The following is a 26,831-nucleotide window of genomic DNA, read 5'->3' on the forward strand; positions in this document are numbered from 1 at the left end:
ATATTCGATAGGAAGATTAACCATTTTGGTGAATGTTGATCCTGTTAAAAATCCCCTTTTTTATCCTCCATTCAAACAATTATCAATGTTTTTCTATTCCTAATGCATAATCACGGTTAAAGCATGGACATTTTACAAAACATCAGCAATTCGGTATATAAGATCAACACGGCATTTGGTTCGGGCACGGGCTTTTATAGCGCTCAGGATAGGGTGATTATCACCAATTACCATGTTGTTTCTGGAAGCCTGGCCGTCAGTGTTGAAGACGCGAATAAAAACAGGTACCTCGCTAAAGTAATCTTTGCCAACCCAGGAAAGGACGTTGCTTTTTTAAAAGCTGAAGACCTTCCTGTGCCTATTCAATCGGTCCATACAAAACACGGTACCAACGTGTCGACCAGAGACAAACTGTTGGTATTGGGCTTCCCCTATGGTATGCCTTTCACCGTCACAGAAGGGACGGTATCCAATCCCCGTCAAACCATTGGAGGAAGGGATTTTATCCAAACCGATGCAGCGATCAATCCAGGAAACAGCGGTGGACCCGTAGTGAATGAAAAAGGAGAGTTGTTGGGAATCGTCACAGCTAAATTTACCCAGGCTGATAACATGGGATTTGCCATTCCTATGGAGACCCTACGTGAAGAACTTGAGATCATTGAACAACTATCCGGTGATTTTACTTTGGGATGTACCAGCTGTAATTCCCTGATCCTAGAGAAAGCTGGCTATTGCCCCAACTGCGGGGTTGATATGGATGAGGGCTTGTTTGAAGAAAGTCCCTTGGCAGACTTCAGTGTGAAGGTGGAAAAAGCCATTCATAAGTTAGGAATCAACCCAGTGTTGACACGCTCGGGAAATGAGTACTGGAAATTCCATCTGGGAAGTGCTGAGATCCGAATGTTTGTCTATGATACCAATTACCTCTTCGCTACCTCTCCTCTGAATGAGCTTCCGCGAAAAAATCTGGGGGACATATACGAATACATCATGACAGCAGATACTGGAGAACATAGGCTGTCCATTTCTGACAATCAGATCTTCCTTTCTTATCGGATTCATATCAGCGATCTCTATTCTCAAAACGCCGAACAGGTATTGAAGAACCTATCCCAGCTAGCTGCCAAAGCAGACGAAATGGACAATATGTTTGTTAAGGATTTTGGTGCAGAAATGACAAAATATAGCCGATAAAAAATATGTAAAAAGTTGCGTAATTTTTATGCACCTGTTGTAACCATTCTGCATATAACAGAACATAAATCAAAGATTCTACCATGAAAAATAAATTCGCCTTCAGTCTGATATTACTTGCATTCATTAATTGTGCTAATGCACAGGAAAAATCAAAGAATGAACAATTATTAGACAGAATTATATTTTTAGCTCAAGAAAATTCTGTGAATACAGAAAAAGTTGATTGGAACATGGTATCTAAAATAATCAAAGAAAATCTAGATATTAAAGATTCATCAACAAATGCACTTGCAATACCGGTACGGTTATTACTTACAGAATTAAATGACTTTCATGGAGCATTGATAATCAATGGTGAAAGATATATGGGTGATGTCAAAAAAAATGATTTTCAACTTCCTTATGAATTGAATCAAGAAATTCCTTCTACATTATATAAAGAATCGTTGGAAGGATATAAAATTAAAGCCGAAATTCTAAGTAAAAATATTGGTTATATAGTAATTCCTGCCATAAATATTGGCAGCGACCAAAATGCTATAGTTTTAGCTACAAACACCATAAGAGATAGTATCTGTAATCTCCTTTCAAAAAAACCCACAAAACTTATCATCGATCTGCGTACCAACATAGGTGGCAATATGTATCCAATGCTATCGGGCTTAGGTTTATTGTTTCCCAATATGCAATTAGGAGGAGACTCAAAAGATGGAAAATCATTTTACTCAGAATGGGAACTAAAAGATGGAAATCTTTATATGGGAGGAAGTCAGATGACTTCACTTCCAATTAATTGTAAGTGTACTAATAAAATCAAAAAATATGTTGTATTGACAAGTAGATATACTACAAGTTCCGGCGAAGCAGTAGCTTCATCATTAAAAGGTCAGCAAAATATTACGCTATTAGGTGAGCAAACCGCTGGCTATTCCTCTACAAATAGTTGGTATCAACTAAGTGAAGAAATATTATTTAGTCCAGCAATAGCATACTACATGAGCATGGATAAAACGTTTCATATAAATGGAATATTTCCTGACATTCAAATTAAAGAAGTCTTTGATTTGGACAATTTAAAAAAAGGAAAAACAATAGATAAAGCCATTGAAATTCTAAAATAGGACTGGCTAGAGCAGCTTGTATTGAAAATAACTGATTGAGTGATAAATCAATGAATCAAGCTTTAGTAAATAATCAATACCATATTTCCTTTTAATAGTCAACTTATTTTAAACTCAAACGGGACTTCTGCCGCATCCTTAAACCTATCCCATTAGCCCAAGCAAAACTATGCAATGGAAAAATGTAAGTCTTCCTTTCTTAATCCTAATTCTTTTAGGATCCTGCAAGAGCATAAAACCTAGTGCAGAAGACAAATTGGTTTATGCCAGTTTGAAGGAGATAAATTTCCCTTTCAAGGAGATTAAAACTGAGGAAGGAGCGCATTTTATCACAGAATTTTTGGATGAAAAACAACTTGAGACACTTGCAAGCTGGAAAGGATCCAAGCCTCCGATAAAAAGTCTGCTTCAGTCTGAATGCCTAGGTTGCCCCGACCCTGTGAGCAAGCTATCCCCTATGTACCGCTTCAAAAAAGGAAAATTCATTCATTATGGGTTCAAAAATAGCCTGGGTGTCCAAAATTGGGTTTTCCGCAAAAACGGGGCTTTTATCAGGCAGTTTTATATGTATCAAGGCGATAATCCCAATCAAATCATAGCCGCAATGAGCAATAAGAATCTTGAAGAGTATTCAGTTATTGAAGGCATTTATCCGATTGAAGTCACCAAAAAAGAGGTTTATCAGGAAGTAGTGGAGTACAACAATTCCCAAGCTCCGGAGAATTGGTACTCATCCCCCTTCCCTACCAAACTAGCGATTCTTCAACCCTTTCAAACTAGCAAAGTTGAAGTCCAATATAAATTCAACAGCGGTTTGTATTCCCATCAAGAGACCGATCTTACGGGAAAATTCAAGATCATCAACTTTGTTGAACCTGTTTTTATAGCCAATGCTGTCTCTCAAAATCAACATCCAAGCTACATTTCTAGCACAGACGGTTATTATGCCAATGCCACTTTTTACCTGATCACACTTGACGAGGATGCAGCGCTAAGCATAGAAGTGAATTCAAAAATAAAAGCACAGCAATTCAAATTCTCGGTCTTTGAAAATAACGCATATCGCTCCCTAGAGGAATATAGAACACTTCCAGCAGAACTGTTGGAAAGCTATCAGGGCAACTTGAAAAAAGGAGGGGGGTATTTGATTCGCATCATTCACGAAGGGCCCGAATACAGAGAAGAACCCTTATTCAAAATAAAAATCAAAAAAGTCCTCCAATGAGCTGTAATAGAAAATGAGCTTTTCACTACAACTTTTGATCGCATCCGCTGTTTTAGCTTCGTTTATTTTGTTGCTGCTGGCAAAGGCAAAGCAGAATATTATCAACTATTTATTGCTCCCCGGCTCCATACTTTTCTTTAGTGCAGCAACTTGGTTTCTAAGCCTGGAATATTCCGGATATCAGAAAAGGAATAAGCTAGACGGGGCATGGGAAATAAACTATATGAGTCAACTTTCGGAAAAGCAGCTCTTTGATAAAGAACTAAAGAGTTTTTCATCCTTGCTAAACTATCGCAATGCCTGGAAAGGTTATGAAGCCTTTTTTATGGATTTTGGTAAATATGAAGGCATGCCATTTTCCTATGAGCAGACCATGAAAGATGAAATCTTTTCCCAGATGGAAAATGAGGAATACGGAGAAAGCTACTGGACTAAGGCATTCAATCTGATTTTCCATTATAAAGACAGTATCCAAGACTATCGTAATCTGAATTATGAAGCTGTTTTTGGAATTCCCACTGCAAACCCTAATCAGGAGATGGAGGATGATTTTGGCGATCTGACTATCCCTGAGAACTACCTGTATTTTGAAAAAGTAAGCCAACTGGAATACCTGAGCCAAAAATTAAGATTTCTGGATAGGTCTCCGCAGCATATACATATGCTATGGAAGCAAAACAAGACCTACTTCTATACCTATTTTTCCAAAAACAGGTATGACCACTTGTGCAAACGGGTAGTTGATGAGCTGATTTCTGTGCATAATGAGATAGTTGCAGCTCCTTTCCACCGGGAATTCTTTTCGATGTATGATGTATCTGATGAGGGTTTTCTGGATTTTCCTTCCCGTTCATTTACAAAAAATTTCATGTATTCATGGCCATTTAGCTTTTGGGATAGGCGATTTACTGAAAATAATGACCGAGAGGTATATAGCATCTTAAAAGAAATCCAAAACCATTACCAAAATTAAGATGAAGGGCGCAACTACATTCTTTATTTTAACTGGACTTTCCTTTGTAGGACTGACATACTATTATGCCTTGCTGTCAAAAGAATTGATAGAACAGGAGAATGAGCGAGTCTATATAGAACAAGTCATTTTGGAAAACAATTTGATTTCCATGGATGATGAAATTGCCGCGCTTCAGGATAACAACTCCGCCCCTTACCAGTACATGGAGCTCGATAAAACACAGCTACAAACGGTCATATACTGCATGGGAAAATTCCATGGAGAAGGTGAACTTACACCAGTTTGCGCCACTCCTATTTTGAACCTTATTGAAAAAGAAATCGGAGAGTTGGGTTTCTTCCTAGCTGTCATAGGCTCAACCATAGACTATGCTACTATTTCCTATAATCACACCTTTTTAAATCAATTGTTTACTGAAGATGCCCCCATATCAGACAGGCTTTCCTTGTTTTTTTTGAATCGATACAGAAATCCGGAAATACTTCAGAACTCCTTCGAAACCCATCAGAAAAATCTCTTCGAAAACATTCCTGCAAGTTTATATCGGAAGGTATTTGAAAAGCAGGTTCATGAATACTTATCCGCCTATGAAGAAATCAAGGGAAAACCCGACAAGGAGGCATTTTTCGAAGACATATACTTCAAAGCAAACAGTCAGAATCTGCATGGAAAGTATAGCAAATACACGTTCTGGAAAAGAAGGGAGTTAGAGAAAAATGAAGAAACAGTGTTGTCCATTTTACAGGAAATAAAAATGCACTACAATGGACTCCAGTAATTTAAATTACATGGTAACCTTACTAAACCTAAAACCATGGAAATAATCCTTATTGTATTCTTGGTAGGCCTGCTTGGTTTCATCTTATACCTTGCCTATAGCTTTCTTAGATGGATAGTTAAGGAAAAGCTCCGGTACGTGGTTTTTCTAAGTCTTGCCATCGTTTTGGTTTTGGGCATTAGCATACACCAACTGTTCTTTGAAAAAATGGAGTTTATCCAATCCCAGGTATACCCGGAGCTGTATCTGATAAAAGATCCCAGTAAGGCAAAAGGGGGATTACATCAGGCTATTCAGGAAAAAACACTTGAGCACCTCCGAAAGAATCTACCTGAGCATGAGGTCAGCACACTAGCCACTGACTATTCCATAAAATTTTATGAGTATACCAGGAGTTGGAGCATCAACCTTTTTGCCGATGCAGGAACTTCCTATTTCCTTGAAAACGAAGAAGACCTGGGTGGTTTTGTGGTAGAAGATTTAGGAATGTACAGCAAGCAACTTTTGGCTTCTTTTCAATTCCTCAACTGCAACAATGACACAAACAGTCCCTGTGGAGAACTCAGTTATTTCAATGAAGGTCAATTGATGAAAACAGATATCCTACATCAAATCTTCCCTTTCTCCCCATTCAGGAAAAATCAGGACACCCATGAAAACGTAACCGAACTTCATAAGATCCGAGAATTGCAAAATGCATTTGCCAATCAAGATGAACTGCAATTTTTAAAACTCTTCCCATCAAACTTTAGCGAATTCAAGGGCTTTTTTGGATGGAATGAAGACCAGGACAAACCAGAAAAACTTTACCAGCAATCCACCAACTACATCACCTATTTTTTTCAATTAATCAAAGAACCGGATTACCAAAAGTTTGACAGCAAGCTTATCGCCATTGCCAAAAACGGAAAATGGCAAGCTGATGCCGTCAATCATTTTCAGGATCAAGCTATGGACTACATCAAACAATCACAGCGATACAACTTAATCAATGAATTGGAATTCGATGAAGCAAAATCAGTCCTCTTTTTTCTCTTTGATGGGCCGCATCCACAGGTTGATTTTGAATTTACCGAAGGGCTGAACAACCACAAAATGCATATTGTCAATGATTTATTTGCCCATGGGATTCAGGATTGGGATCATAATGAACCGATGAAGGAGGACTTAAAAAATTACCTTGAAAATGAGCATTTCTTTATCCGGGATATAGATATCAATAAGGACATGATCCTGGACAAGGTAGTGAGTGCGGTCCCCTATCGGGGAGATGAACTACTGCTCTTTGTCAAGAAGAGCGGAAACTATGAATTTGCCCTAAAAACTAGCAATTTCTCGCAAGACGGGGGCAATCAAATTGTGGATATCAAGGCTTACGAAGAAGGGTTTATTGTCCTCACCGCATTTCCTGACCGTGGATTTTCTGAGGCTGAATTCTATATCACATTCAAACAGGACCAGTGGATCTTATCCAAAACGGTTTATAGGGAAAAATCAGGCAATCAAGCAGATGCAGCAATACAGGTTTGCGAAGTGCTGCAGGATTTAGATTTAGCGGATCCTGATTTATTTATGAAACTCAAGCCGATTCCAGAGGAAGGGGAACGCAGTAATTCTTGTGTCTTTTTATGAATAAGGGAAAAAACATATCAATCAAAAGGTTAACAAAAATCCTTTTGGAATATACCCTTTGGTTCATTGCTTCGGTGACTTTAGGTATATACTACATGTATCTGATTCTGGGATCGCCACTGGAACCTGACAGCCTGATTACAATTGTAGGCAATGAAATCTACTTTTTTGCCCTTACCCGGGTAGGCTTCATCATAGGTAGTATAGTTTTCATTCTATTCCTCCTGGTTGATACTACCCTGTTAAAGTCACATCTCAAGTCATTCCTACCTCAATTACCAGTACGGATAGTATCCTTATTAGCCCTCACGGTGATGGTGGGTATGATTCATTATCTGTTGGAAAAAACCCTAAATCTAATTTAAAGTCCAAAGAAAGTAAAAATAAGTAGCCATGAAAGTGAGAAAGCCAAGTCCCTTAAAAACCAATACTAATCAAATGCAAAAGTCCGCTACTTCCATCCTCATTTTGGGTTTAATTTTGTTGATCTCCTGTTACCAAAAAAAAGAATCAGGCAACGCTGAGCAACGTGTTTTGATTGAAGACGCAGCTTCTGCTATCCATACAAAAGACAACCTCTCCCGCTTTCAGCAATATCTTTCAGGCCTTAAAACCAGAAACCTACCACATATAGACAGAACAAACTTTGACAGTTTTATCGATGAGGACGATCTGGTAGAAATTGATGAGCACGCATTAAAACTTGAAGAAATATATCCGGAAATCCAAAATAAGAACTCGAAGTATTATGTCATTTATGCTTACAGGTTAACCTTGTCTACAAACTTTTACACAGCAGTGGTCACGGTTAGAATCGGGGCTCATGAACTGGAGACCACCCTGATCAACTACGATCTGAAGGGCAAAATCATAGCTCGATTACCCATTGCCTATGAGGAAATAGCTGAGGAAATGACTCAGCAAGGATCCAGAATAAGCGAAAACAAAATCACAACCCAGCTGATTACCTGGGATTTAATCAAAGAAATAGAAGAGAAAGAGTTCAGGATCCTTCCTGATGGGATGATTGAGGAAGTTAGCGCAAAAAAACTAAGTGAGGTAATCGAGGAATACCCGTTGGTTTTGTCTGTATTGGAAAACCTTAATCTGGATCCTTTGGCGGTCAAAAGCGACTTGATCAGAACCAAGGCTCTACCTCATGAAATTAATGAGTTCATTCTTTTGATTCCTGAAATTGTGGACGAAGAAGAACAGTATATTAAGCTCAACAGCCATGTATTACTAACAAATCCCCACACAGGAGCAATCACACACAGCTTTTTTGAAAGTGCAGCTACCAATCAATGGGTTTCAGATGCTATTGAGCTGCAGGATATAAGCCTGGATACCGCCCCGTATCGAGTCAGTGATAAGCTAAGAGCTTTTGGGATTCGGGTTTCCTACCGAGGCATGTCAAGAGTAAATCCTTACAATAATGAAACGCTTTCACTCTTTATCAAAGCAGGAGATCATCTTAAAAAAATCCTTTCAAATTTCCCTATTTCCACATTCACCGGTGAGTGGAACGGGGACTGTGACGGAGAGTTTCTCGACACAAAAAGCATTTTCATCTTATCTAACGAACAGACCCACGGTTATTATGACCTATTGGTGAAAAGAATGCTTACCCAGACCAGAAACCAAGAAGATGAAGACGGGGAGTGTGATTCCACAGAAAAGATTTCTAACCTAACTACAACCTTAACATTCAACGGCCAGGAATACCTGCAATCCCCAGTCAAACAGTAACGACTTGTAATCTGAATCCAAAATCAAAAACCTAAAATGAACTAATAAAACCACATCATGGAAATCTACATCATCCCTGCAGTATTGCTTTTGATCCTTCTGATCGGCATACTGACCAACAACCGGATCATTGCCAAAAAAAACACGGTATCCCAAGCTTACGGCAGTATTGAAATCTACCTTAAAAAAAGGTTTGACCTACTCCCCAACTTGGCAGCGATGCTCAATAGGTATATGGCCCACGAAAAGGAGCTATTACTCCAGGTAACGAAGCTCCGCAGTCAGGCAGAAAAGGCAGGAGATCATAAAGAAAACATCGAAGCTTCCAACCAACTAACAAAACTTATAGGCGGACTATCGGTGAATATGGAGAGTTATCCGGAACTGAAGGCAGACCGGCAGTTTATCAATCTACAGGTTGAGTTATCAGACATGGAAGAACAAATTTCCGCAGCCCGAAGAGCCTTTAATGCGGCGGTAGTCCAATACAATAATCAAATCCAGATGTTTCCCGCAAACCTGATTGCCAGCATTCGAAAAGATCAGCAAGAGCTCTTGTTGGAAATTCCCAAAGCAGAACAAAAAGAAGTAAACCTCAATCAACTTTTAAATTAAAACGCTATGCAAATGTTTGAAAACCTTCCTTGGTACGGGTATGTAATCTTGGCCCTAGCTATTGGCTCCTATGCTTATAAATACTTTAAGATCGGTAAAACCGAATTCGATAAACCTACCCATCAAAAAGCAAAATTCAAGAAATCACCAGACAGCCAACTTAAAAAAGACCAACTTTTCTCCCTTGCTTTTTATACTCCTATTGCAGAATGGTGGGGTGCGGACACCAACACCCTCACGTTTCTGGATGCAAAGGCTATTCAACCCTATATGAAAGGTTGGGGAATAGATACGCAAACCGATTATTGGAATCTTGCAGAGTATTTCATGAAGGATGGTCGGCGCTTGTATTTTGATTTTATCCATCAGATGATTCAGACTGTACCGAAAGAAAATTGGGAGGTGATCTTAGATCAAAAATTCGGAAACAATGAGCTGGCTCAGAGCTATTTGAAGCTATTAAGCACTGGAGAATCCTTACATAAACTAAAGGAGAAAGGGATTCTCACGTTTGATTCAGAATTGGACTTGGGTATAGCCGGTTATGATGCAGCCATTTTGGTAGGACAGGCCAGAAAAGCCTTCACTGCTAAACTAATTACAGAGGAAGATGCCTGGAAAGTCATTGACTTTGCCAAACAATTGGCCAAGAGCAAATTCTCCTCATGGAAAGAATTCGGAAAAAGTTTCGCCCTGGGATTGGAAATGGATATGAGGGATGACCATAATAATTACACAGAGGAAATTTTGCATCTCTACAAACAAGCTTTGGAAGCCGAATCCAGCCCTTGGAATAACATTAATTGGTCTTAAGCAGCTTATGGAACCTCTACTCATCCGAGAAACCTTCACCCAGGTCCAAAAATCCCTGAATGATATTCACTTGCAGCGGAAACGAACCCTTTTGTTGCTTAAAATCATGTGGGGCATCACCGTCATCTATTTTCTAGGAATGCTAATGGTGCTGGCGGCTCATTATTTTCCAGCTGTTGCCATTCCCTTTCCACAAATTCAGCTTAGCCCATCCAAGCCCTATACCCAGATGTACATGGTCATGGGCTTGATGGTATTGATCTATGCTTCTTCTTTTTATTTTGTCAGGGTATTTCAAAAATTCAAAATATCAGAAAGCAATACCATGGTCAAAATGGTCCAGAGACTATTTCCCGGAATGGAATTTACCCAGGGAGCCAATGCTCCCAAAATGGAAATTCAAAACAGTAAACTGTTTGCCCGGGTAAACAAAGAAAGCACTATAATCAATTTTGGCCAGATACGGAGTAAATCCAAAACTTCAGAAATCAACCTAGCTGATATTGGAATACTCGAAAAAAACCTATCCAACACAGCCACAGATGTATTATTACAGATACCGCTCCTGAATATGCTGGTGGTACTTTATCAATACATAGTTAAAAACTTGCTCAGCAATGTACCCAAAGACAGTTTGAATTACTCCTTCAGGGGCATGTTTTGCTGGCTAAGGTTTCAGAAAAAACTAATTGGCCATACCGTGGTGATTCCCAGAAATCAGAATATCAAAATAGATCGATGGGCCAGTTTCAATTTTAGGGATGAAGAGCAGGTCCACTTGGAGGACCCTAGATTCACCGAAGAGTTTATTGTCTATGGTACAGACCAGGTGGAAGCCCGATATGTGATATCAACTGCCTTGATGGAAAGAATATCAGCATTGAAGTCCAAATTCAACCGCCCAATTTTCCTATCTTTTCAGGATAGGCAAATGTATTTGGCTGTAAAAAATGAAAATGGGTTGTTCTCTTTTACCTCTGAAAATTTGAATAGTTTATCAGTAGTTGAAGAGTTAGCCAGTGAAATTGAGACTGCATTAAACATTGCAAAAGACCTTAGGCTTTCCGTTTAATCTCAGCTACATAGAACCATCAATTTTTCTTTCGGAAGTTTCCATAATCTTTTTCGTTTTTGCGGAACAATGAATTACGAAACTGCTACTATTATAGGGCAGCCCACTTCTGGTACCAATGGAAATATCAACAGCTTTACAATGCGGGGGATTTCATCGTCTCCTTGAGACCGTTGCAAGGATAAAATTCTTTTATGTAGTTTATTTGTAGATATTTACGCGTGTTTTTATCTATGTTTTTTGAATGGTTTTATGTATTTTAGGGTATGAAAAACGAACAGAAACTTGGCTTTTCGGATTATTTAGTTCAAAAGAGAAAAATCAAACAGGAATTCTTCAGCCAGGTTCATTTCTGGATCGGTGCAGATAACGTAGGCAGGATCTCTGTAGAGTAATCGGGAGTTTTTTGTCTTCCTATAAGCTATCGGGCGGATGATGACCAGAACCTCTTACTGCACCATTGTAAAGATATGTCCTAAAGAGATTTAAACAATCTTCCCAAAAGCTCCAAATCCGCCTCAAAATGGTTCAACTTTTCTATCTCCAGTTCCAGAATACAAGCATTAACTCCGATTATTTAAAGCTTAGAGTTCTGAATGCAGCTTCAAAACCCTTTCAAAATCTTCCATAAATTAGTTCGATATAACTATGGCTTTGCCAGCTCCACTCCTTCTAAAAATCCCCTTACCTACTCGACTAATTATTGTAATTTTACCATTCTGATATGCATAATTTTACTGCAGACTCATCTAAACATAAAATCCAAACACCCTTAGCCGTACTTTTTGGTCGAAATCCGGATTGGCCATTTTTTGACCATTCTTATAAATAACCCATAATTCTTAATTATTAGTGGTTTTTAAAAGCGAATTCCCTGATCTATTACCATGTTTTTTTATGAATGTACCATCTTTTCGGTAATAAGAATGTTTAAAAATATCTTAATATACAAACTTATAGTTTGTATATTTGAATCAAAATAAACAAAAAGATATTTTTATAGTTTAAAAAAAGTTGAAAAAAGAAACTATTGGTTTGGAAAAAGAGCAAAAAATAAACCGTCTTCTTAATTTACAACCTCCGAGAGTCGTGTATTTAAGTTCGTGGTTAACGGAAAATGGGTTCTCCACGCAATTGCTAAACCGCTATAAGAATAGCAATTGGATATATTCCATAGGAACGGGAGCTTGGATGAGATCGGGCGATAAGCCTACCTATCAGGGTGCATTGTTCGCATTGCAACAACAAGCTGGCCTGAATATCCATCTTGGAGGAAAAACGGCTTTATCTTTATTGGGAAAGGCTCATTATCTAGAGCTATCCACAAAACAAATAATATTGTTCGGGGGAAGCGAAGAGAAATTGCCCGCTTGGTTTTCAAAATATGACTGGGGGTTAAAAGTGAACTACTACAGTTCTTCTTTTCTACCACCCAAAATAGGGCTGCAAGCTTTGGAACAGGGGACTTTCAGTTTGTTGGTGTCAAACCCTACAAGGGCCTTAATGGAATGCCTGTACCTAACACCCAAAAAGCAAGAACTGGTCGAGTGCTACGAGATCATGGAGGGATTGAACAACCTCCGGCCAAAACAGGTACAGGAACTTCTGGAGGCATGTACCTCCATAAAAGTAAAGCGACTTTTCCTGTATATGGCAGAAAAGGCACGGCACGATTGGTTTAAATACATCGATTTGGAAAAAATCAGTCTTGGAAAAGGGAAGCGCTCAATGGTAAAAGATGGTGTTTATATATCCAAATACCGTATCACTGTCCCTAAAGCATTGGAAAATTATGAGTAAATACAAACATCAGGTTTCTCTATTGTTACAGGTGTTGCCGGAAGTGGCAAAGGAACCTGTCTTTGCACTGCACGGTGGTACGGCTATCAATCTATTTGTACGGGACATGCCTAGATTGTCCGTAGATATTGATTTGACCTACGCACCCATAAAGGACAGAAAAACGTCCTTTATGAATATTATTGATGGTCTCGACCGTATAAAAATCAAGCTTGAAAAAATTCTGCCAGAAGCAGTGGTTTCCTTAAAGTCGGAAATTTTAAAACTTCAAATTACTACTGCAAATGCACAGATAAAAATAGAAGTGAACCAAATCAACAGGGGTGTTATGGATGAAACGGTAACCTTGCTGCTGTGTGAAACAGCCCAAGTAGAATTTGATGCTTTCTGTGCCGTTCCGGTAGTTCCTTTAGGGCAGTTGTACGGTGGAAAAATCTGTGCGGCATTGGACCGTCAACATCCCAGGGATTTGTTCGATGTAAAATACCTGTTGAAAAATGAAGGATTTACCGACGAAATCAAAAAGGGTTTCATGTTGTTCCTTTTGAGTAGCAACCGTCCTCTGCACGAAATGTTGCATCCCAATTTTATCGACCAAAGGGGAACTTTGGTCAACCAATTTGAAGGCATGAGTCCGGAACCCTTTACTTATGAGGATTTTGAAAAAATCCGAGAACAATTGGTTAATGTAATCCATCAAAGCTTAACGGAAGAAGACAGGGAATTCATACTGAATTTTGGCAAAGGAACACCTGATTGGAGTATCTATGATTTTGAACGGTTTCCTGCCGTACAGTGGAAACTACAGAACCTTATTAAACTTAAAAACGGCAACCCTGAAAAGCATGAAAGTTTTGTTGCTTCATTGAAGAAAATATTAAAACTATTGACCCTAGATGGATAGATGTGGCTTAGCGATATTGTTGTGCTGTTTTTTCTTTCCATTTCATTATCCAAACGTTTGGATAATGAAATGGAAAGAGCCATACGCAAGATCAAGGTAAAACAAAAAGTATCAGGACAGTTCAAGTCAGTAGAAGGAGCAGACCGCTTTTGTGTAATCAGATCCATAGTGGATACCCTGATCAAACGTTCCCAGAATATCTTCGAAAATCTTAATTACATTACCCAATTACAACCTGAGTAGTTCCAACTTTTTAAATACAATGAGGAAATATCTCCATAGTATTCTTCGTCTTCCACTCCATATCCACATCGGCCAGTTGTGGTACAGGGTTGCACGGCAGACACTCCATGACCGCCTAAAACAAAAGAACGAGCCCAAATGGGAATCTGGACCCGGTTTTTTAACTTAGGATGCCAGAGTTTATCAGCAGATCCTAATTAAAGAAGTTGCGTGACCCGTGCGTAGGAAAGTTATTTTCATGTAGATCTTGACCCGTATAGACTCTTTTATTTACACACCTACATGCTGTATCACAATGTTAATGTTTCTTACTCTATGACCTGAATCAAAGCTAGTCTCACCTCCTCTAGAAAAAGTCCGAGGTTTTGGGCATTTCACAAAAGACACTTTCTAATATAGAAAGTAACAAATCCCAGCCTACTGTTACACAACTCGCTTTGATGGGAGAGATTTGTGCGTTGGATGTACTGAAATTATTATCCGAAAACGGAATACATTTTTCTCCCCGCAAGCGCTCTGTAGCTGAAAAAGAATTACGAAATCTAAAGGATACCCTTAAGAGAATTATTAGGAAATAAATTCTATAATATCCGAAAAACGGTAAGTTCAACTCTTTTTTTTAAGAAGCATTTATTATTCCTTCATTCGACCTTACCAATCTCTAAAATGAATATACTTTTTCTCTTTTAGCCTCATTTTAAGCGAAAAAAAAAGACGATCACATCAGTCAAACTCATGAAGTTTAAGAAATCTCAAACTTCACCTTAATATGTAATTTAGCGCTAAAGAGATTTAAACAACCTAGCCAGAAGCTCCAAATCCTGCTCGAAATGGTTCGACTTCTGTATAGCTAGCTCCACCACTCTGGGCAAAGTCATTTTTGAATGGTTTTGCCCATTTTTTTTGCTCTTTTATTCATTATTAATCAAGTAAATAAAGTTGATCACCTCTTTTATTCTGGTGGCTCGATGTTCTTCGCCGTCGAACGTCAGGTTTTCAGGGAATATCGAACCAATCAAACGCCTTTTTTGACTTAAGCCACAGGATGAAAAAATAAAATCAAGCTTTCCAGCAAATTAAAATGCTTTTTGAAAGAGTTTTCCAAATTTATTATCTGGTTATGGAATAAAAGATTTTAGCTGGGCAACAAACTTATCATTTACCACACACATCTTACTGCACAAACTTCATTTTTTATTGGCTTTGGTCTTGACCCTACACCTAAGAGTTAAAACCTCAAAACACGGACATTTACCCAATCTTTTAATCAATCAAACAGCAAACAACTAACCTGTGCCGTCACTCCCTTTCTGCCAGACTGCCGGTTACTTTTTTTAGAGTTTTCATCAACCTCATGTTTTTGATTTTTGCTGAGGTCATCACTTCTCAATCGCTTTCCCTTTATTAAATCAAATTCTAGTTCGGTTTTCTAAATAAATTAAAGAATTATTTTAAAGCCTTGGGAATCATTTAACCTAAGTTTTACTCCCTACGTAGCTACTTTTGTGCAGTTGATAATTTACGATGAAAAAGAGTCGATTTTATAGAAAAAATGTAAGCGAATGCGTTTACAAAATTTTACTTTGCACTAACTTTGCACTATAAAACGAGGGAAAAATATATTCTATATTTAAGATTGATACTCCCAAATTCATAAAAAAAACAAGTCAAAAATCTCAGAAAAGAACTAAGTGATTTTGACTTAGTATGTTCCAAAAATAGCAATTCCGCGATCTCCTCAGTTTTGAATCTTAAGGTTATAATTTTATCGTCTTTCCTTGTCATCATCCATTTTGCAACCTTGATCTCAGGGAAAGTAAATGTTTATGCTCAGTCGGAAATTTTTTTTCAAGATTCCACCATAGTTCCCGGCAATTACCTCATGGAAATCTGGGACAATTCGAATGGTCTACCTCAAAACACCGTTTACGCACTGGAAAAAGATAATCACGGTTACCTTTGGACTGCCACTGAGGAGGGATTGGTCCGATTGGACGGAACCAACACCAAAGTTTTTGACCAAGAGACCAACCCCCTGATGACCGAGCAGACATATTACACATTTTTCAAAACTCAGGAAGGAATCTGGGCCTCTGCTAATCGGAGTATTGCGCTTTTGGAAAAGAACATAATTAAAGTTATCGACTGCCATGAAATCACCGATAAGACCTGGATAAGGGCAATTTCGAAGACCCAAAAGGGCGAATTATTGATAGGTACCCATACCGGAAAAATCCATACTTGGAAAAATGGAACATTCGGCACTCTTGATTTTTGGAAACCTGACTTTCCTTTGGAAATTTTTTCATTTTACTCGGTCAGCCCTTCCAAGCTACTGGTGGGTACCACGCGAGGACTCTATGAATTGGATTTGATCGCCGAAAAATCCCAATTAGTATCCTCAGATTCATTTGTAGCCCAAAAAGTGTTTGGCACTACTCACTTCTTGCTCGTATCCAATCCAAACGAAGGTATTTATCGATTGAAAGAGAATTATGAAACGGAATTAATAGTTTCTTATCGAGAATATCCAGACATCAACGCAACTAGCCTGACCGTCGATTCCAAAAACAGGATATGGGCAGGGTCTCTGGAAAAAGGGATTTTATCAATCGAAAACGGCAAAATATCCCGTTTTATCTACCCAGAGTTGAAAAATTATTCAGTCAGAAAAATCATCAAAGAGGATGATATCATCTATTTGGGAACCTTAGGAAAAGGTCTTGCGGTAGTGAAAGATGCAAAAGTCAAACAACTGACTTTTGATGTGCTTCATGAAAAAAACATCAAGCCCATTTTTCTAGCTCAGGACAGCAGCATTTGGATAGGAACCATGGCAGACGGGCTTCACCGAACCAAGGGCCAAAACATCCATTCCTTGACCACCAGAGAAGGACTGATCCAAAACAGAGTGACTACAATAGGTGCTTCAAAGGGGAAAATATATGCTGGTTCGTCGACCGGCATCTCAGTCATAGACCAAAAATCCGGAAAAGTGATCGATACCATCACTTCAAAGGATGGGCTCAAAAGTCACTATGTTCAAGCGATTTATGAGGATTCGAAAGGATGGCTATGGATTTTGACCCGATCTGGTGGCATGCACTATTATGATGCAGAGGGAATCTTCCATTCGGTAGATCTTCCTTCCGAATTTGATCGAACCAGCTTTATTAGCATCCTGGAGCTGAAAAACAAGCAAATTATCATTGGAACCCTAAACGGAGGAATCTTTAGGATCGAAAACGGCCAATTCCTCAGTAACCAAAAACTGCCGCTTACCCCCGGTGAAGACGTAGTGTACGATATCCATGAAGATAAGAGTGGCGATTTGTGGTTTGCAACACACGGAGGGATTCTGTTTTTTTCCGAGGGAAAATTCAAAGCTATCAAAAAGCCAAACGGACTCAAATCACAGAGTGTATATAGCATCACCGAGGATCCGGTAGATGGGATCTGGGTTAGCAATAATTTTGGGGTTCAATATTTTTCAGATACAGAACTGGCTAAGTTTAAAGAGAATCCTGACCAGGATTTTTTCCTTGCCTCCACCCTTTACAACCATGAAATGGGGATGCCGAATTCGGAGACTAACGGATTGATTTTTCCGGCTGCAATTTTTGATTATTCCAGGAAAATTTGGGTTCCTACGGTAGAAGGTGTGGGTATTATAGATCCTATTTCACTCTCAGAGATTGCGAAAAATCCAATCAACTTTATTTGGGACGAGCTTATTATCGGCGATCAAATCACAGCGATTGAAAATCAAATCATAATTCCAGCAGGGGTTCGGATGTTTCAGATTTCTTTCAGTGTAATTGATTTTGAAAACCCTTCCCAGTATTCACTTTTCTATAGAATTGGCAAAAAAACAGGCCCTTGGATTCCCATAGAGAATCAGCGACAGTTAAATTTTAATGGGTTAAAACCCGGAAAATATGAATTGGAAATAATCATCCTTCGATATGGTCAGCTCGAAATGAACCAAACTATTCCTATCGAAGTAGTGGCTACATTTTTTGAAACTCCTTACTTTTGGGTTCTTATCGGCTTGGCAATTATTCTTTTGGTGTATTTCATCTTCCAACACTACTTCAACAGCAAGATGAAAACGGAACTGGAGGCAAAAGTAGCTAAGCGGACATTGGAACTCAGCCACTCCAATAAAAAACTGAAAATCGCTGTAAACGAAATTGAGGATCAAAATTTCATCCTAAAGGAAATCACATGGAATCAATCTCATCTGGTACGAGCACCACTAACCAAAGCACTAGGAATCAATCAACTGTTGATCAACTATCCAAAGTACACTAATGTGGGAAAAAGCAAAGAACAACTCGAATTGGAACTTTTGGAAGCTTTGAGACAACTTGATAAAATAGTAAAGGAAACACATTCCATGTCCGAAAATCTCCAAAAGTAATGACAATTAATACCCCTCAGGTACTTATTATTGACGATGATCCCGGAGTCCTCTTTCTCCACCAAATCATCGTCATAGAAGGTGAGCTAAACAGCTACCCAAACACTTTTCTTGATGCAGAAAAGGCTCTGGACTACATTATTCCTATAGATGCGTCTACTACCAAAATTTTGATTTTTTTAGATATCAATATGCCCCGAATCAACGGGTGGGAATTCTTGGAAATACTACTCGAGAAAATCAAACATGCGGACATCAAAGTGGTGATGGTCACTTCATCACTAAGCAAAAGTGAACGGGAAAAATCCAAGGAATATGAGTACGTTATTGATTTTTGGGAAAAACCGATGAATGAAGAACAAGTATGTCTTCTTAAGGAAAAATTGGGGAGTTGGCTTGGGGAATAGTTAGCTAATCAAATTTAAAAGTGAATGGGATTTGCAATACAGATGAAGGTTCATGGGCTTTTCTCGGAATAATTTTGGGATTTATATTTCTATTTGCTTGAGCACTTTGGCAGGAATTCCTCCTACCACATAATTGCGGGCCAAAAAGCTCTAAATCCTCCTCAAAATGGTTCGACTTCTGTATCTCCAGCTCCATAACTCAAAAGGACAAACCCCTTGTAAATCAGTATTTTACAGGGGGTTTATTTTTAATCTAGTCACAAATGAGTCACAAACCCTGTTTTTTATATAATTATTTAACTCAATTGGTCATTTAAGTAGGCAACCAATGCCAACCTAATAACATCGCTTTTATTTTTATTTGTTAGCTCTATATGAATTATAGTGGGTAAGTGTATAAACTAAATTAATTTCTCAGAGTAAAACACTCATAACCCACAAAACCCTCCATTTCTGACGGGTTTTGATCTATTATATCAGCGTATCTTAATCCTTCAGGAAATCCCTTAGCACGTAATTCAAAATCCCTCCATGCTTATAGTAAGCGATCTCGACCTCTGAATCCAATCGGGAAAGCACCTCGATTTTCTTCTCCTGAGAATCTGATGTTACGATTACTTCAAATTTCTGTGAAGGCTTCAATCCCATCTCAATTCCTACAATACTGAATTCTTCCTTGCCTGTCAAGCCCAAACTCTCCGTGTTTTCTCCAGGTAAATACTGAAGTGGAAGCACGCCCATTCCTACTAGGTTGCTTCGGTGAATACGCTCATAGCTTTGAGCAATCACTGCTTTGATTCCCAGTAAATTGGTACCTTTGGCAGCCCAGTCACGGGAAGATCCAGAGCCATACTCCTTACCTGCCAAGACTACTAGCGGCACATGTGCAGCTTGATATTTCTCAGAAGCTTCAAATACACTCATTTCCTCATTACTAGGAATGTAAGTGGTGAACCCTCCCTCCTGGGTGCTGAGCTGGTTTTTGATCCGCACGTTGGCGAAGGTTCCCCTTACCATTACTTCATCATTACCTCTTCTGGAACCATAGGAATTAAAGTCTGGTCGCTCTACTCCTCGTCCATTGAGATATTTACCCGCCGGGGTATCTGCTCGGAAAGACCCTGCCGGAGAAATATGATCCGTGGTGATGGAATCTCCGAGCTTCAATAGTACCCTAGCATTTGTAATGTTTTTAGGTTCTGGCACATCCACAGATATTCCTTTGAAAAACGGCGCTTCCTTGATATAGGTACTGCTGTCATCCCATGGATAGATTTCTCCTTCACCGGCTTGCAATTCTTTCCAGATATCATTCCCTTCAAAGATCTCTCCGTAGCTTTTCTGATAATCATCTGGAGTTAGAACTTTTCTTGCCACTTCAGCTATTTCCTCATTAGTTGGCCAAATATCCTTCATGAATACCGGTTCCAAATTTGGATCATAACCCACCGGCTCATTGTACAGATCCACATCTACACGACCTACAAGTGCATATACCACCACGAGCATTGGTGACATGAGGTAGTTCATTTTCACCTGAGGATGAACTCGAGCTTCAAAATTTCTATTTCCTGAAAGTACCGAAGCAACCACTAGGTCATTATCCTCGACCGCTTTCGCGATATGTCTTGGAAGAGGGCCTGAGTTACCAATACAAGAAGTACATCCATAGCCTACCGTATGAAATCTCAAAGCTTCAAGGTCTTCTAGCAAATTAGATTTCTCCAAGTAATCCGTTACCACTTTCGATCCCGGAGCCAGGGAAGTTTTCACCCATGGCTTCACATCCAAACCTCTTTCACGGGCTTTTTTGGCTACCAAACCGGCTCCTAGCATCACAGAAGGATTGGAGGTATTGGTACAGGAAGTAATTGCTGCGATGACGATAGATCCGTCATATAATTCAAATTTCTCATTATGGAGACTGACCGAAACGGTCTTTAAGCCATTTTTAATCTTGGTTTTAATCTCTGTTTCTGCAGGTGCTTGTACCCCCGATTGATCCTCTGTCTGTCCTCCTCCTTCTTCAAGAAATCGGCCCAAATCTTCTCTCTTATCAATTGGAATGTACTGCCGCCCATGAACTGACTCAAGTAATTCACCGAATTTCGGTTTGAAATTTCTGACCAAAATCTTATCCTGAGGACGCTTAGGGCCGGAAACGGTAGCTTCTACAGTTCCCAAATCCAACTCCACCACAGAGCTATACTGGATCAGATCTTCTTCTTTTCTCCAAAGCATATTGGCCTTACAATACTCTTCCACCAATTTGATCTGCTCCTCAGATCTATTGGTTTTGCCCATGTAATCAAGTGTGCGGTCATCTATGGGGAAATAAGTCACTGTGCAGCCAAATTCAGGAGACATATTGGCAATCGTAGCTCTGTCTGGAACAGACAGGTGATCCAAACCTGGACCAAAAACCTCCACAAACTTGCCTACTACGCTCTGTCTTCTCAATAACTCTGTGATCGTAAGCACCATATCGGTTGCGGTCGTTCCTGCCGGAAGTTTACCTGTCAGCTTTAGACCTACGACTTCGGGCATGATGAAGTAAATCGGCTGACCAAGAATAGCAGCTTCCGCTTCTATTCCTCCCACTCCCCAGCCTACTACTCCGATTCCATTTACCATAGGGGTATGAGAATCTGTGCCTACTAGTGTATCTGGAAAGACCAAACCATCGCGTTTGATCACTCCTTGTGCTAAATATTCTAGGTTTACTTGGTGGCAAATCCCCATTCCGGGAGGAACTACTGAAAAATTATCAAAAGTTTTCTGAGCCCATTTGAGGAATTTATATCGCTCAGAGTTCCGCTCGTACTCCACCTCTACATTTCGCTGGTAACTGTAGTTTGTACCAAAGTAATCTACCTGAACCGAGTGATCAATCACCAGATCCACAGGAATCAAAGGATTAATTGTGCTTGGGTCTTTACCTTTTCTTTTTGCTTCAGATCTTAACGAAGCAATATCCACTACGGCTGGGACGCCTGTAAAATCCTGCATCAATACTCTCGCAGGTTTGAAAGGAATATCTTTGTCTGAGAGTTTTGGTGACCAATTTAGCAACGTTTCCAAGTGCTCTTTGGTGATAGCAAAATCATCGAAATTCCTTAATGCATTTTCCAACAAAATTCGAATTGAAAATGGCAAATGCTTTACTTTGTGACCTTTTGCTTCAAGTTTCTCCAGACTCCAGTAGGTATGATCTCCAGTAGAAGTTGTTAGCGTAGTTTTAATTTGGTATGGGTCTTGGCTCATGATTTATAGAGGCTAGGGTAAAAAAAAAGGATTCATAGATGTAACTCAAAATACTTACTTAGGATTCCATCTTCTCAAATAGAGTCCCAAAGTCTTGCCATTATTCGGGCAGATTTCTCAACTTTAATTTAACTAAAGAAAAACAAATTTTTACATGGGCTACATTCTGCTAAGAACTTTCAGTGCATTCTTTCTATTTGCTGCATTTTTCCCCTTAGTCAAGCTGGACTATTGGTGGGTTCGGATTTTCGATTACCCTAGGCTTCAAAAACTAGTGATCACCCTGGTACTGATTATTTGTTGGATCTTAACATTGGACATAGAGTCAAATCTAGAACCCTATCTCTGGATTTTTGCATTGGCAATAACTTCTATTTACCTGATTACCAAAGTATGGCCGTTCACTCCACTGGGTAAGAAAATGATCGATACGGTTCCATATTCTGTGGAGGCCGGAATTCATATCCTAGTTGGAAATGTGTATCAGTATAACACAAACTATGGCAAACTTGTAGCTCTGGTTAAATCTGCCGATCCGGACTTGGTATTCTTTGTAGAAACGGATAAAGCTTGGGAAAATGGTCTTGCTGAATTAGAAAATAGCTATCCAACACGTATAAAACTTCCAATGGACAACACCTACGGGTTGCTGTTATACACTCGAATGGAAATAATCCGGCAGAAAGTAAATTATCTGATCGATGATCAAATTCCCTCCTTGGAAATAGATGTGAAGTTGCGAAATGGGGAAGTAATTACCATTTATGCGATTCACCCCACACCGCCAGTGCCTGGAGAAAATGACAAAAGCACCGAAAGAGATGCGGAAATTTTGCTTGTTGGAAAAAAATCAAAAGAAAATAACAAGCCTTCTTTAGTCATAGGAGATCTAAACGATGTAGCATGGAGCTACACTACAGAATTGTTTTTAAAAAACTCCGAGATGGCAGACCCCAGACGTGGTAGAGGGCTTTTCAATACCTTCCATGCGAAAGTCCCTCTATTCCGATGGCCGCTGGATCATATCTTTTTGAGCAAGCACTTTGGGTTGGCAAGCCTCAAAGTCCAAAGGGGGATAGATTCAGATCATTTCCCAATATCTATCAAAGTCGTATTGACAACTACAGACGATACGGATACAATCCAAGCCAACGGGGATGAAAAAAAAGAAGCCCATGAGAAGATTTCTCGCGGGCTCAATGATGATGAAGATAAATAGCAATTAGTTGTTTTCTTGTTCTTCAGCCTTTTGCTTACGCTTGAAGCCTTTATTGAACGGCCAGGTGTACTCAAGGGCGTCCATACCGCGATTCAAATTATAAGTGGCTGAATCTGCATTTTGAAGTGTACTCTTAAGACTCTGAGCAAATTCAGGATCATTCAACAGCATACCCAAAGAATTATTAGGATCGTTAAACTTGTCTGTGATGGCACTTAGCTTGTGAGTCATTTCCTCAGAGTTAGTCGCAGCTTCTTTCAAGCTCTCCATAGATTGTCTCAGATCAGCAGCCATTGTAGTATCAGTGACAAGGTCATTGAAAAGATTTCCTTTTTGATTCAATTTGGATGTGAAGCTATTCAATTCATTTATCATTCGGTTACTATTGATGGAAGCCTGATTAAGGTTTTTCACAATAGCACGGAAGCTCTCTGCAAGCAGTGAATCAGTTAGTGCAGCTCCTACCATCCCCTCGCCTTGGGCAAGTTTGCTCGTAAGGTTTTTTAGGTTTCCTGTAATCTCCACCAGGTTTTCATTATTCACCTGCAAGGTTTCCATCATCTGATCCGTATCCAGCGGCATCACAGACACCAGTCTATCGCCATCTTCCACAGGAGGCGCCAAGGTAGTTCCTCCATAGATCACAATGATCTTGTTGCCGATCAAACCATCTGAACTGATAGTGGCCTTAGAGTCCTTACGTATGAATTCTACTACTTCTTCTTCCACGTTCATTTCTATTTCTACCTGAGCATCTCCGTAGAAATTGATTTTACGGACGGTCCCGATTTTAACACCAGAAAACCAGACGTTATTCCCAGTCTGAAGCCCTCCGATATCATCGAATACAGTCTTTAGCTGAATTGACTTTACAAATTTTTTCTGTTGGCCACCAAGTGTCAAGATACCTGCCACCAAAATTGCTATGCCTAGGAAGACGAATATGCCTACTATGACGGTTCTTTTATTTTCCCCTCTCATGAGTTGATGAAATTATAATCGTAAAATGATTTTATACGTTTGTCTTCTGCGTGAGGAAATACCTCCTCAAAAGTCCCAACAGCGTCAAACTGTCCATCCAACAACACTGCCACTCGATCACCTGTCTCTTTGGCACAGGTCAAATCGTGTGTAATGACGATGGATGAGGTATTATACTCTTCCCTTACTTGGTTGATCAGCGTGTTGATCTCTCCGCATGTAATTGGATCCAATCCAGCAGTAGGCTCATCATAAAGCATTATTTCAGGCTCCAAAATCAACGTACGCGCTACTCCAATTCTTTTCTTTTGACCTCCGGATAGCTCAGAAGGCATTTGGTCGATAGACTGGGGTAATCCCACGCTATCCAGCAAACCTTCTATTTTCATGGCGATCTCCTTCCTGGTAAGATTCTTAATATTTCTCACTAAGGGGAATTCCATATTCTCCCGAACAGTCATACTATCGTAAAGTGCTGAGTTTTGGAAAGAAAACCCAATTCTCAAGCGTAATGCATTCAATTCTCTGGTTTTAAGTGTGGAAACTTCTTTGCCCAACACATTCATTGATCCCGAATCTTGCTTCAAGAGGCCAACCATGATCTTAATCAATACAGACTTCCCAGATCCTGACTTTCCTAATACAACCAGATTCTCACCTTTGTGCAAATCAAGATCTACCCCTTTTAAAACATCCAAGTCTCCAAAAGACTTCTCCAAACCGCGAATTACTACAACCTTCTCTTCCATGATTAAAATGCTCGGATTGCGTTTACGATTTGAAGAACCAGCAATTCTTCAATGAATATCAAGAACATAGCCATAACCACCGCAGCATTTGCCGCACGGCCTACTCCTTCGGTTCCTTTGGACGAATTATAACCTTTATAACAGCCTACAATACCAATAGTGAAGCCAAACAACAATGCCTTAAGTACCGAGGAAATAATATCAAGAAAACTTATAGCTTCAAAAACCTCTACAAAAAAGGTCAGTAAACTTACATTCTCATTAGCATTCACACTGAGAAAAGATCCCATTAATGCTACAAAATCGGTGAACATCACCAGTACAGGCAACATAAATGTAGTCGCTAGCACCCTGCTAACTACCAGGAATTTGAAAGGATTGGTAGCAGAGACTTCCATGGCGTCGATCTGCTCAGTTACTTTCATAGAACCGATCTCGGCTCCTATACTAGACCCAACCTTACCTGCTGCAATCAAAGCCGTAACCAAAGGGCCCATGGCACGAACTACTGCAATGGAAATAAGGGAAGGAAGCCATGAAGTAGCTCCGAAGTTAGCCAGAGAAGGTCTGGATTGATTAGTAAAAACGATTCCTACAATAAAGCCCGTCAATGCAATTAACGGTAGTGATTCTACACCTATACGGTAACACTGATGAATAACCTCCCTAAATTCATAAGGTGGCACAAATACTTCTTTGAAGAATCGCCTAAAGAAATTCCAAGCGTCCGCCAGTCCGATAAAAAACTTATCTATTTTCTTTGAAAGCAGGGGCTTTCTGTCTTCTGCTTTTTCAGTCATACATTCTTTCTGATGGCTCGAAATTAATTAAATTATTCTAAAGGATAGTTTTAAAATACTTCAAAGTCCCAAGATGGAAATCAGATCTGTTTCACTTAATGGTTTTTCAAAAATTTGACTTATCCTTTTGTCAGAATTTGCCCGCTGAGTTTCTTCCTGTTGAACTGAACCTGATTGCAAAATTACTTTAGAATTAGGACTCACTTTTTCTACCTCATTCACAAATTCCCATCCACTCATTTCAGGCAAATTTAAATCTATCAAAAGCAAATCTATAGATTCAGTTTTAAGAAAATCCAATGCCTTACTCGGTGTGTCAAAGTAAACAAATTCGATTCCCGAATTAATTTTCAAAAACCGCTTTTTATATAAAATTCCTTGAATTCTATCGTCGTCGAGAAGTAAGATTTTTTTGATAGGTGTAGATTTCATTCTGGAAAATTCAATGGTCATAGACTAAGTTGAGATCACTAAAATTAAAAAAATTTAAGTCAAATTTTAATACCTGTCCCAACGCTATTGCGGTCAATTCAGTTCGATACCGACTTGAGATGTACTGTCTTCTTCGCAAATTCTACTGGAGATTTAATCCGAAGTCTAGTAAGCCAAATTTCTACTTCCATTCAAAAAAGTCTAATTTTTAGTCAAGACTAATTTTTTTAGCCTATCCATATTATGTGAACCCTAAATCCTATTCAATAATCATAAAATCAGCTTGTTAGCTATAAAAATATAAAGTGAAGCTTCCTGACTCAGGAGATGATTTTGTGGCAGTGACAAAAATAGTCCTATGTCAACCTTTTTTATCAACAGGAGATTATTCTGTCAGTAAAATTGCACTACCCTACCCCAAAACAGGT

At 39.2% G+C, this 26,831-nt stretch carries 24 protein-coding genes; 19 read left to right on the forward strand and 5 right to left on the reverse strand.

Annotation, left to right across the window (positions count from 1 at the left end; genetic code table 11):
* Positions 1-123 precede the first annotated feature (123 nt).
* From U3A58_RS18795 to U3A58_RS18875, 18 genes are all read left to right on the forward strand, one after another.
* Positions 124-1,197, forward strand: a complete 1,074-nt coding sequence (locus U3A58_RS18795) for a trypsin-like peptidase domain-containing protein (protein WP_323825941.1) — start codon at positions 124-126, stop codon at positions 1,195-1,197.
* 83 nt (positions 1,198-1,280) lie between these two features.
* On the forward strand, positions 1,281-2,321 hold the full coding sequence (locus U3A58_RS18800; protein ID WP_323825942.1) for a S41 family peptidase: 1,041 nt from the start codon (positions 1,281-1,283) through the stop codon (positions 2,319-2,321).
* 169 nt (positions 2,322-2,490) lie between these two features.
* Positions 2,491-3,546 carry a hypothetical protein gene (locus U3A58_RS18805; protein WP_323825943.1) on the forward strand — a complete coding sequence of 352 codons (1,056 nt, stop codon included), beginning with the start codon at positions 2,491-2,493 and terminating at the stop codon, positions 3,544-3,546.
* Between the two features lie 13 nt (positions 3,547-3,559).
* A complete protein-coding gene (locus tag U3A58_RS18810; protein WP_323825944.1) occupies positions 3,560-4,519 on the forward strand; it encodes a hypothetical protein in 960 nt (319 codons plus the stop codon).
* 1 nt (position 4,520) lies between these two features.
* Positions 4,521-5,300, forward strand: coding sequence for a hypothetical protein (locus U3A58_RS18815; protein WP_323825945.1), 780 nt, complete (start codon positions 4,521-4,523; stop codon positions 5,298-5,300).
* Between the two features lie 36 nt (positions 5,301-5,336).
* Positions 5,337-6,932, forward strand: a complete 1,596-nt coding sequence (locus U3A58_RS18820) for a hypothetical protein (RefSeq protein WP_323825946.1) — start codon at positions 5,337-5,339, stop codon at positions 6,930-6,932.
* 44 nt (positions 6,933-6,976) lie between these two features.
* A complete protein-coding gene (locus U3A58_RS18825; RefSeq protein ID WP_323825947.1) occupies positions 6,977-7,297 on the forward strand; it encodes a hypothetical protein in 321 nt (106 codons plus the stop codon).
* A 28-nt stretch (positions 7,298-7,325) separates the two neighbouring features.
* Positions 7,326-8,681, forward strand: a complete 1,356-nt coding sequence (locus U3A58_RS18830; RefSeq protein WP_323825948.1) for a PA3715 family protein — start codon at positions 7,326-7,328, stop codon at positions 8,679-8,681.
* Positions 8,682-8,738: 57 nt separating this feature from the next.
* A complete protein-coding gene (locus U3A58_RS18835; RefSeq protein ID WP_323825949.1) occupies positions 8,739-9,296 on the forward strand; it encodes a LemA family protein in 558 nt (185 codons plus the stop codon).
* 12 nt (positions 9,297-9,308) lie between these two features.
* Entirely contained in the window at positions 9,309-10,109 is an 801-nt protein-coding gene (locus U3A58_RS18840; RefSeq protein ID WP_323825950.1) for a DUF1266 domain-containing protein, read from the forward strand.
* A 7-nt stretch (positions 10,110-10,116) separates the two neighbouring features.
* Entirely contained in the window at positions 10,117-11,181 is a 1,065-nt protein-coding gene (locus U3A58_RS18845; RefSeq protein WP_323825951.1) for a DUF3137 domain-containing protein, read from the forward strand.
* A gap of 266 nt (positions 11,182-11,447) precedes the next feature.
* Positions 11,448-11,576 carry a hypothetical protein gene (locus U3A58_RS18850; RefSeq protein ID WP_323825952.1) on the forward strand — a complete coding sequence of 43 codons (129 nt, stop codon included), beginning with the start codon at positions 11,448-11,450 and terminating at the stop codon, positions 11,574-11,576.
* Positions 11,577-12,195: 619 nt separating this feature from the next.
* On the forward strand, positions 12,196-12,981 hold the full coding sequence (locus U3A58_RS18855) for a type IV toxin-antitoxin system AbiEi family antitoxin domain-containing protein (RefSeq protein WP_323825953.1): 786 nt from the start codon (positions 12,196-12,198) through the stop codon (positions 12,979-12,981).
* Positions 12,974-13,885 carry a nucleotidyl transferase AbiEii/AbiGii toxin family protein gene (locus tag U3A58_RS18860; protein WP_323825954.1) on the forward strand — a complete coding sequence of 304 codons (912 nt, stop codon included), beginning with the start codon at positions 12,974-12,976 and terminating at the stop codon, positions 13,883-13,885. The genes U3A58_RS18855 and U3A58_RS18860 overlap by 8 nt, the downstream gene beginning before the upstream one ends.
* 69 nt (positions 13,886-13,954) lie before the next feature.
* On the forward strand, positions 13,955-14,128 hold the full coding sequence (locus U3A58_RS18865) for a hypothetical protein (protein ID WP_323825955.1): 174 nt from the start codon (positions 13,955-13,957) through the stop codon (positions 14,126-14,128).
* Positions 14,129-14,493: 365 nt separating this feature from the next.
* On the forward strand, positions 14,494-14,706 hold the full coding sequence (locus U3A58_RS21870; RefSeq protein ID WP_416377312.1) for a hypothetical protein: 213 nt from the start codon (positions 14,494-14,496) through the stop codon (positions 14,704-14,706).
* 1,304 nt (positions 14,707-16,010) lie between these two features.
* Complete coding sequence (locus U3A58_RS18870) at positions 16,011-18,551, forward strand: ligand-binding sensor domain-containing protein (protein WP_323825956.1); 2,541 nt, start codon at positions 16,011-16,013, stop codon at positions 18,549-18,551.
* Positions 18,551-18,958 (forward strand): response regulator, encoded by a 408-nt coding sequence (locus U3A58_RS18875; protein ID WP_323825957.1) that lies wholly within the window; start codon positions 18,551-18,553, stop codon positions 18,956-18,958. Before U3A58_RS18870 ends, U3A58_RS18875 begins: the two co-directional genes overlap by 1 nt.
* 486 nt (positions 18,959-19,444) lie before the next feature.
* On the opposite strand, the gene acnA is transcribed toward U3A58_RS18875, so the two are convergent.
* A complete protein-coding gene (gene acnA / locus U3A58_RS18880; RefSeq protein WP_323825958.1) occupies positions 19,445-22,222 on the reverse strand; it encodes an aconitate hydratase AcnA in 2,778 nt (925 codons plus the stop codon).
* Between the two features lie 154 nt (positions 22,223-22,376).
* Here acnA and U3A58_RS18885 point away from each other — a divergent pair, with 154 nt between their 5' ends.
* Positions 22,377-23,441, forward strand: a complete 1,065-nt coding sequence (locus U3A58_RS18885) for an endonuclease/exonuclease/phosphatase family protein (protein WP_323825959.1) — start codon at positions 22,377-22,379, stop codon at positions 23,439-23,441.
* 3 nt (positions 23,442-23,444) lie between these two features.
* On the opposite strand, the gene U3A58_RS18890 is transcribed toward U3A58_RS18885, so the two are convergent.
* From U3A58_RS18890 to U3A58_RS18905, 4 genes are read right to left on the reverse strand one after another with little or no spacing between them, the layout of a single operon-like run.
* The gene (locus tag U3A58_RS18890) at positions 23,445-24,422 is read right to left on the reverse strand and encodes an MlaD family protein (RefSeq protein WP_323825960.1); all 978 of its coding nucleotides are present in this window, start codon (positions 24,420-24,422) and stop codon (positions 23,445-23,447) included.
* A complete protein-coding gene (locus U3A58_RS18895; protein WP_323825961.1) occupies positions 24,419-25,171 on the reverse strand; it encodes an ABC transporter ATP-binding protein in 753 nt (250 codons plus the stop codon). The genes U3A58_RS18890 and U3A58_RS18895 overlap by 4 nt, the downstream gene beginning before the upstream one ends.
* Positions 25,172-25,173: 2 nt before the next feature.
* Positions 25,174-25,971 (reverse strand): MlaE family ABC transporter permease, encoded by a 798-nt coding sequence (locus tag U3A58_RS18900; RefSeq protein ID WP_323825962.1) that lies wholly within the window; start codon positions 25,969-25,971, stop codon positions 25,174-25,176.
* Between the two features lie 60 nt (positions 25,972-26,031).
* Entirely contained in the window at positions 26,032-26,403 is a 372-nt protein-coding gene (locus U3A58_RS18905; protein ID WP_323825963.1) for a response regulator, read from the reverse strand.
* Positions 26,404-26,831: the final 428 nt, after the last annotated feature.

The organism is Algoriphagus persicinus, from assembly GCF_035156415.1.
GTDB classification, from domain to species: Bacteria; Bacteroidota; Bacteroidia; order Cytophagales; family Cyclobacteriaceae; genus Algoriphagus; species Algoriphagus persicinus.

What these genes read in the sequence shown, in the direction of transcription:
- U3A58_RS18905 (WP_323825963.1), bottom strand. Translation starts at nt 26,403, where the DNA reads ATGAAATCTACACCTATCAAAAAAATCTTACTTCTCGACGACGATAGA.
- U3A58_RS18835 (WP_323825949.1), top strand. Translation starts at nt 8,739, where the DNA reads ATGGAAATCTACATCATCCCTGCAGTATTGCTTTTGATCCTTCTGATC.
- U3A58_RS18820 (WP_323825946.1), top strand. Translation starts at nt 5,337, where the DNA reads ATGGAAATAATCCTTATTGTATTCTTGGTAGGCCTGCTTGGTTTCATC.
- U3A58_RS18885 (WP_323825959.1), top strand. Translation starts at nt 22,377, where the DNA reads ATGGGCTACATTCTGCTAAGAACTTTCAGTGCATTCTTTCTATTTGCT.
- U3A58_RS18900 (WP_323825962.1), bottom strand. Translation starts at nt 25,971, where the DNA reads ATGACTGAAAAAGCAGAAGACAGAAAGCCCCTGCTTTCAAAGAAAATA.
- U3A58_RS18800 (WP_323825942.1), top strand. Translation starts at nt 1,281, where the DNA reads ATGAAAAATAAATTCGCCTTCAGTCTGATATTACTTGCATTCATTAAT.
- U3A58_RS18895 (WP_323825961.1), bottom strand. Translation starts at nt 25,171, where the DNA reads ATGGAAGAGAAGGTTGTAGTAATTCGCGGTTTGGAGAAGTCTTTTGGA.
- U3A58_RS18815 (WP_323825945.1), top strand. Translation starts at nt 4,521, where the DNA reads ATGAAGGGCGCAACTACATTCTTTATTTTAACTGGACTTTCCTTTGTA.
- U3A58_RS18890 (WP_323825960.1), bottom strand. Translation starts at nt 24,422, where the DNA reads ATGAGAGGGGAAAATAAAAGAACCGTCATAGTAGGCATATTCGTCTTC.
- U3A58_RS18865 (WP_323825955.1), top strand. Translation starts at nt 13,955, where the DNA reads ATGGAAAGAGCCATACGCAAGATCAAGGTAAAACAAAAAGTATCAGGA.
- U3A58_RS18840 (WP_323825950.1), top strand. Translation starts at nt 9,309, where the DNA reads ATGTTTGAAAACCTTCCTTGGTACGGGTATGTAATCTTGGCCCTAGCT.
- U3A58_RS18795 (WP_323825941.1), top strand. Translation starts at nt 124, where the DNA reads ATGGACATTTTACAAAACATCAGCAATTCGGTATATAAGATCAACACG.
- U3A58_RS18805 (WP_323825943.1), top strand. Translation starts at nt 2,491, where the DNA reads ATGCAATGGAAAAATGTAAGTCTTCCTTTCTTAATCCTAATTCTTTTA.
- U3A58_RS18870 (WP_323825956.1), top strand. Translation starts at nt 16,011, where the DNA reads ATGGAAATCTGGGACAATTCGAATGGTCTACCTCAAAACACCGTTTAC.
- U3A58_RS18845 (WP_323825951.1), top strand. Translation starts at nt 10,117, where the DNA reads ATGGAACCTCTACTCATCCGAGAAACCTTCACCCAGGTCCAAAAATCC.
- U3A58_RS18830 (WP_323825948.1), top strand. Translation starts at nt 7,326, where the DNA reads ATGAAAGTGAGAAAGCCAAGTCCCTTAAAAACCAATACTAATCAAATG.
- U3A58_RS18850 (WP_323825952.1), top strand. Translation starts at nt 11,448, where the DNA reads ATGAAAAACGAACAGAAACTTGGCTTTTCGGATTATTTAGTTCAAAAG.
- U3A58_RS18860 (WP_323825954.1), top strand. Translation starts at nt 12,974, where the DNA reads ATGAGTAAATACAAACATCAGGTTTCTCTATTGTTACAGGTGTTGCCG.
- U3A58_RS18875 (WP_323825957.1), top strand. Translation starts at nt 18,551, where the DNA reads ATGACAATTAATACCCCTCAGGTACTTATTATTGACGATGATCCCGGA.
- U3A58_RS18810 (WP_323825944.1), top strand. Translation starts at nt 3,560, where the DNA reads ATGAGCTTTTCACTACAACTTTTGATCGCATCCGCTGTTTTAGCTTCG.
- acnA (WP_323825958.1), bottom strand. Translation starts at nt 22,222, where the DNA reads ATGAGCCAAGACCCATACCAAATTAAAACTACGCTAACAACTTCTACT.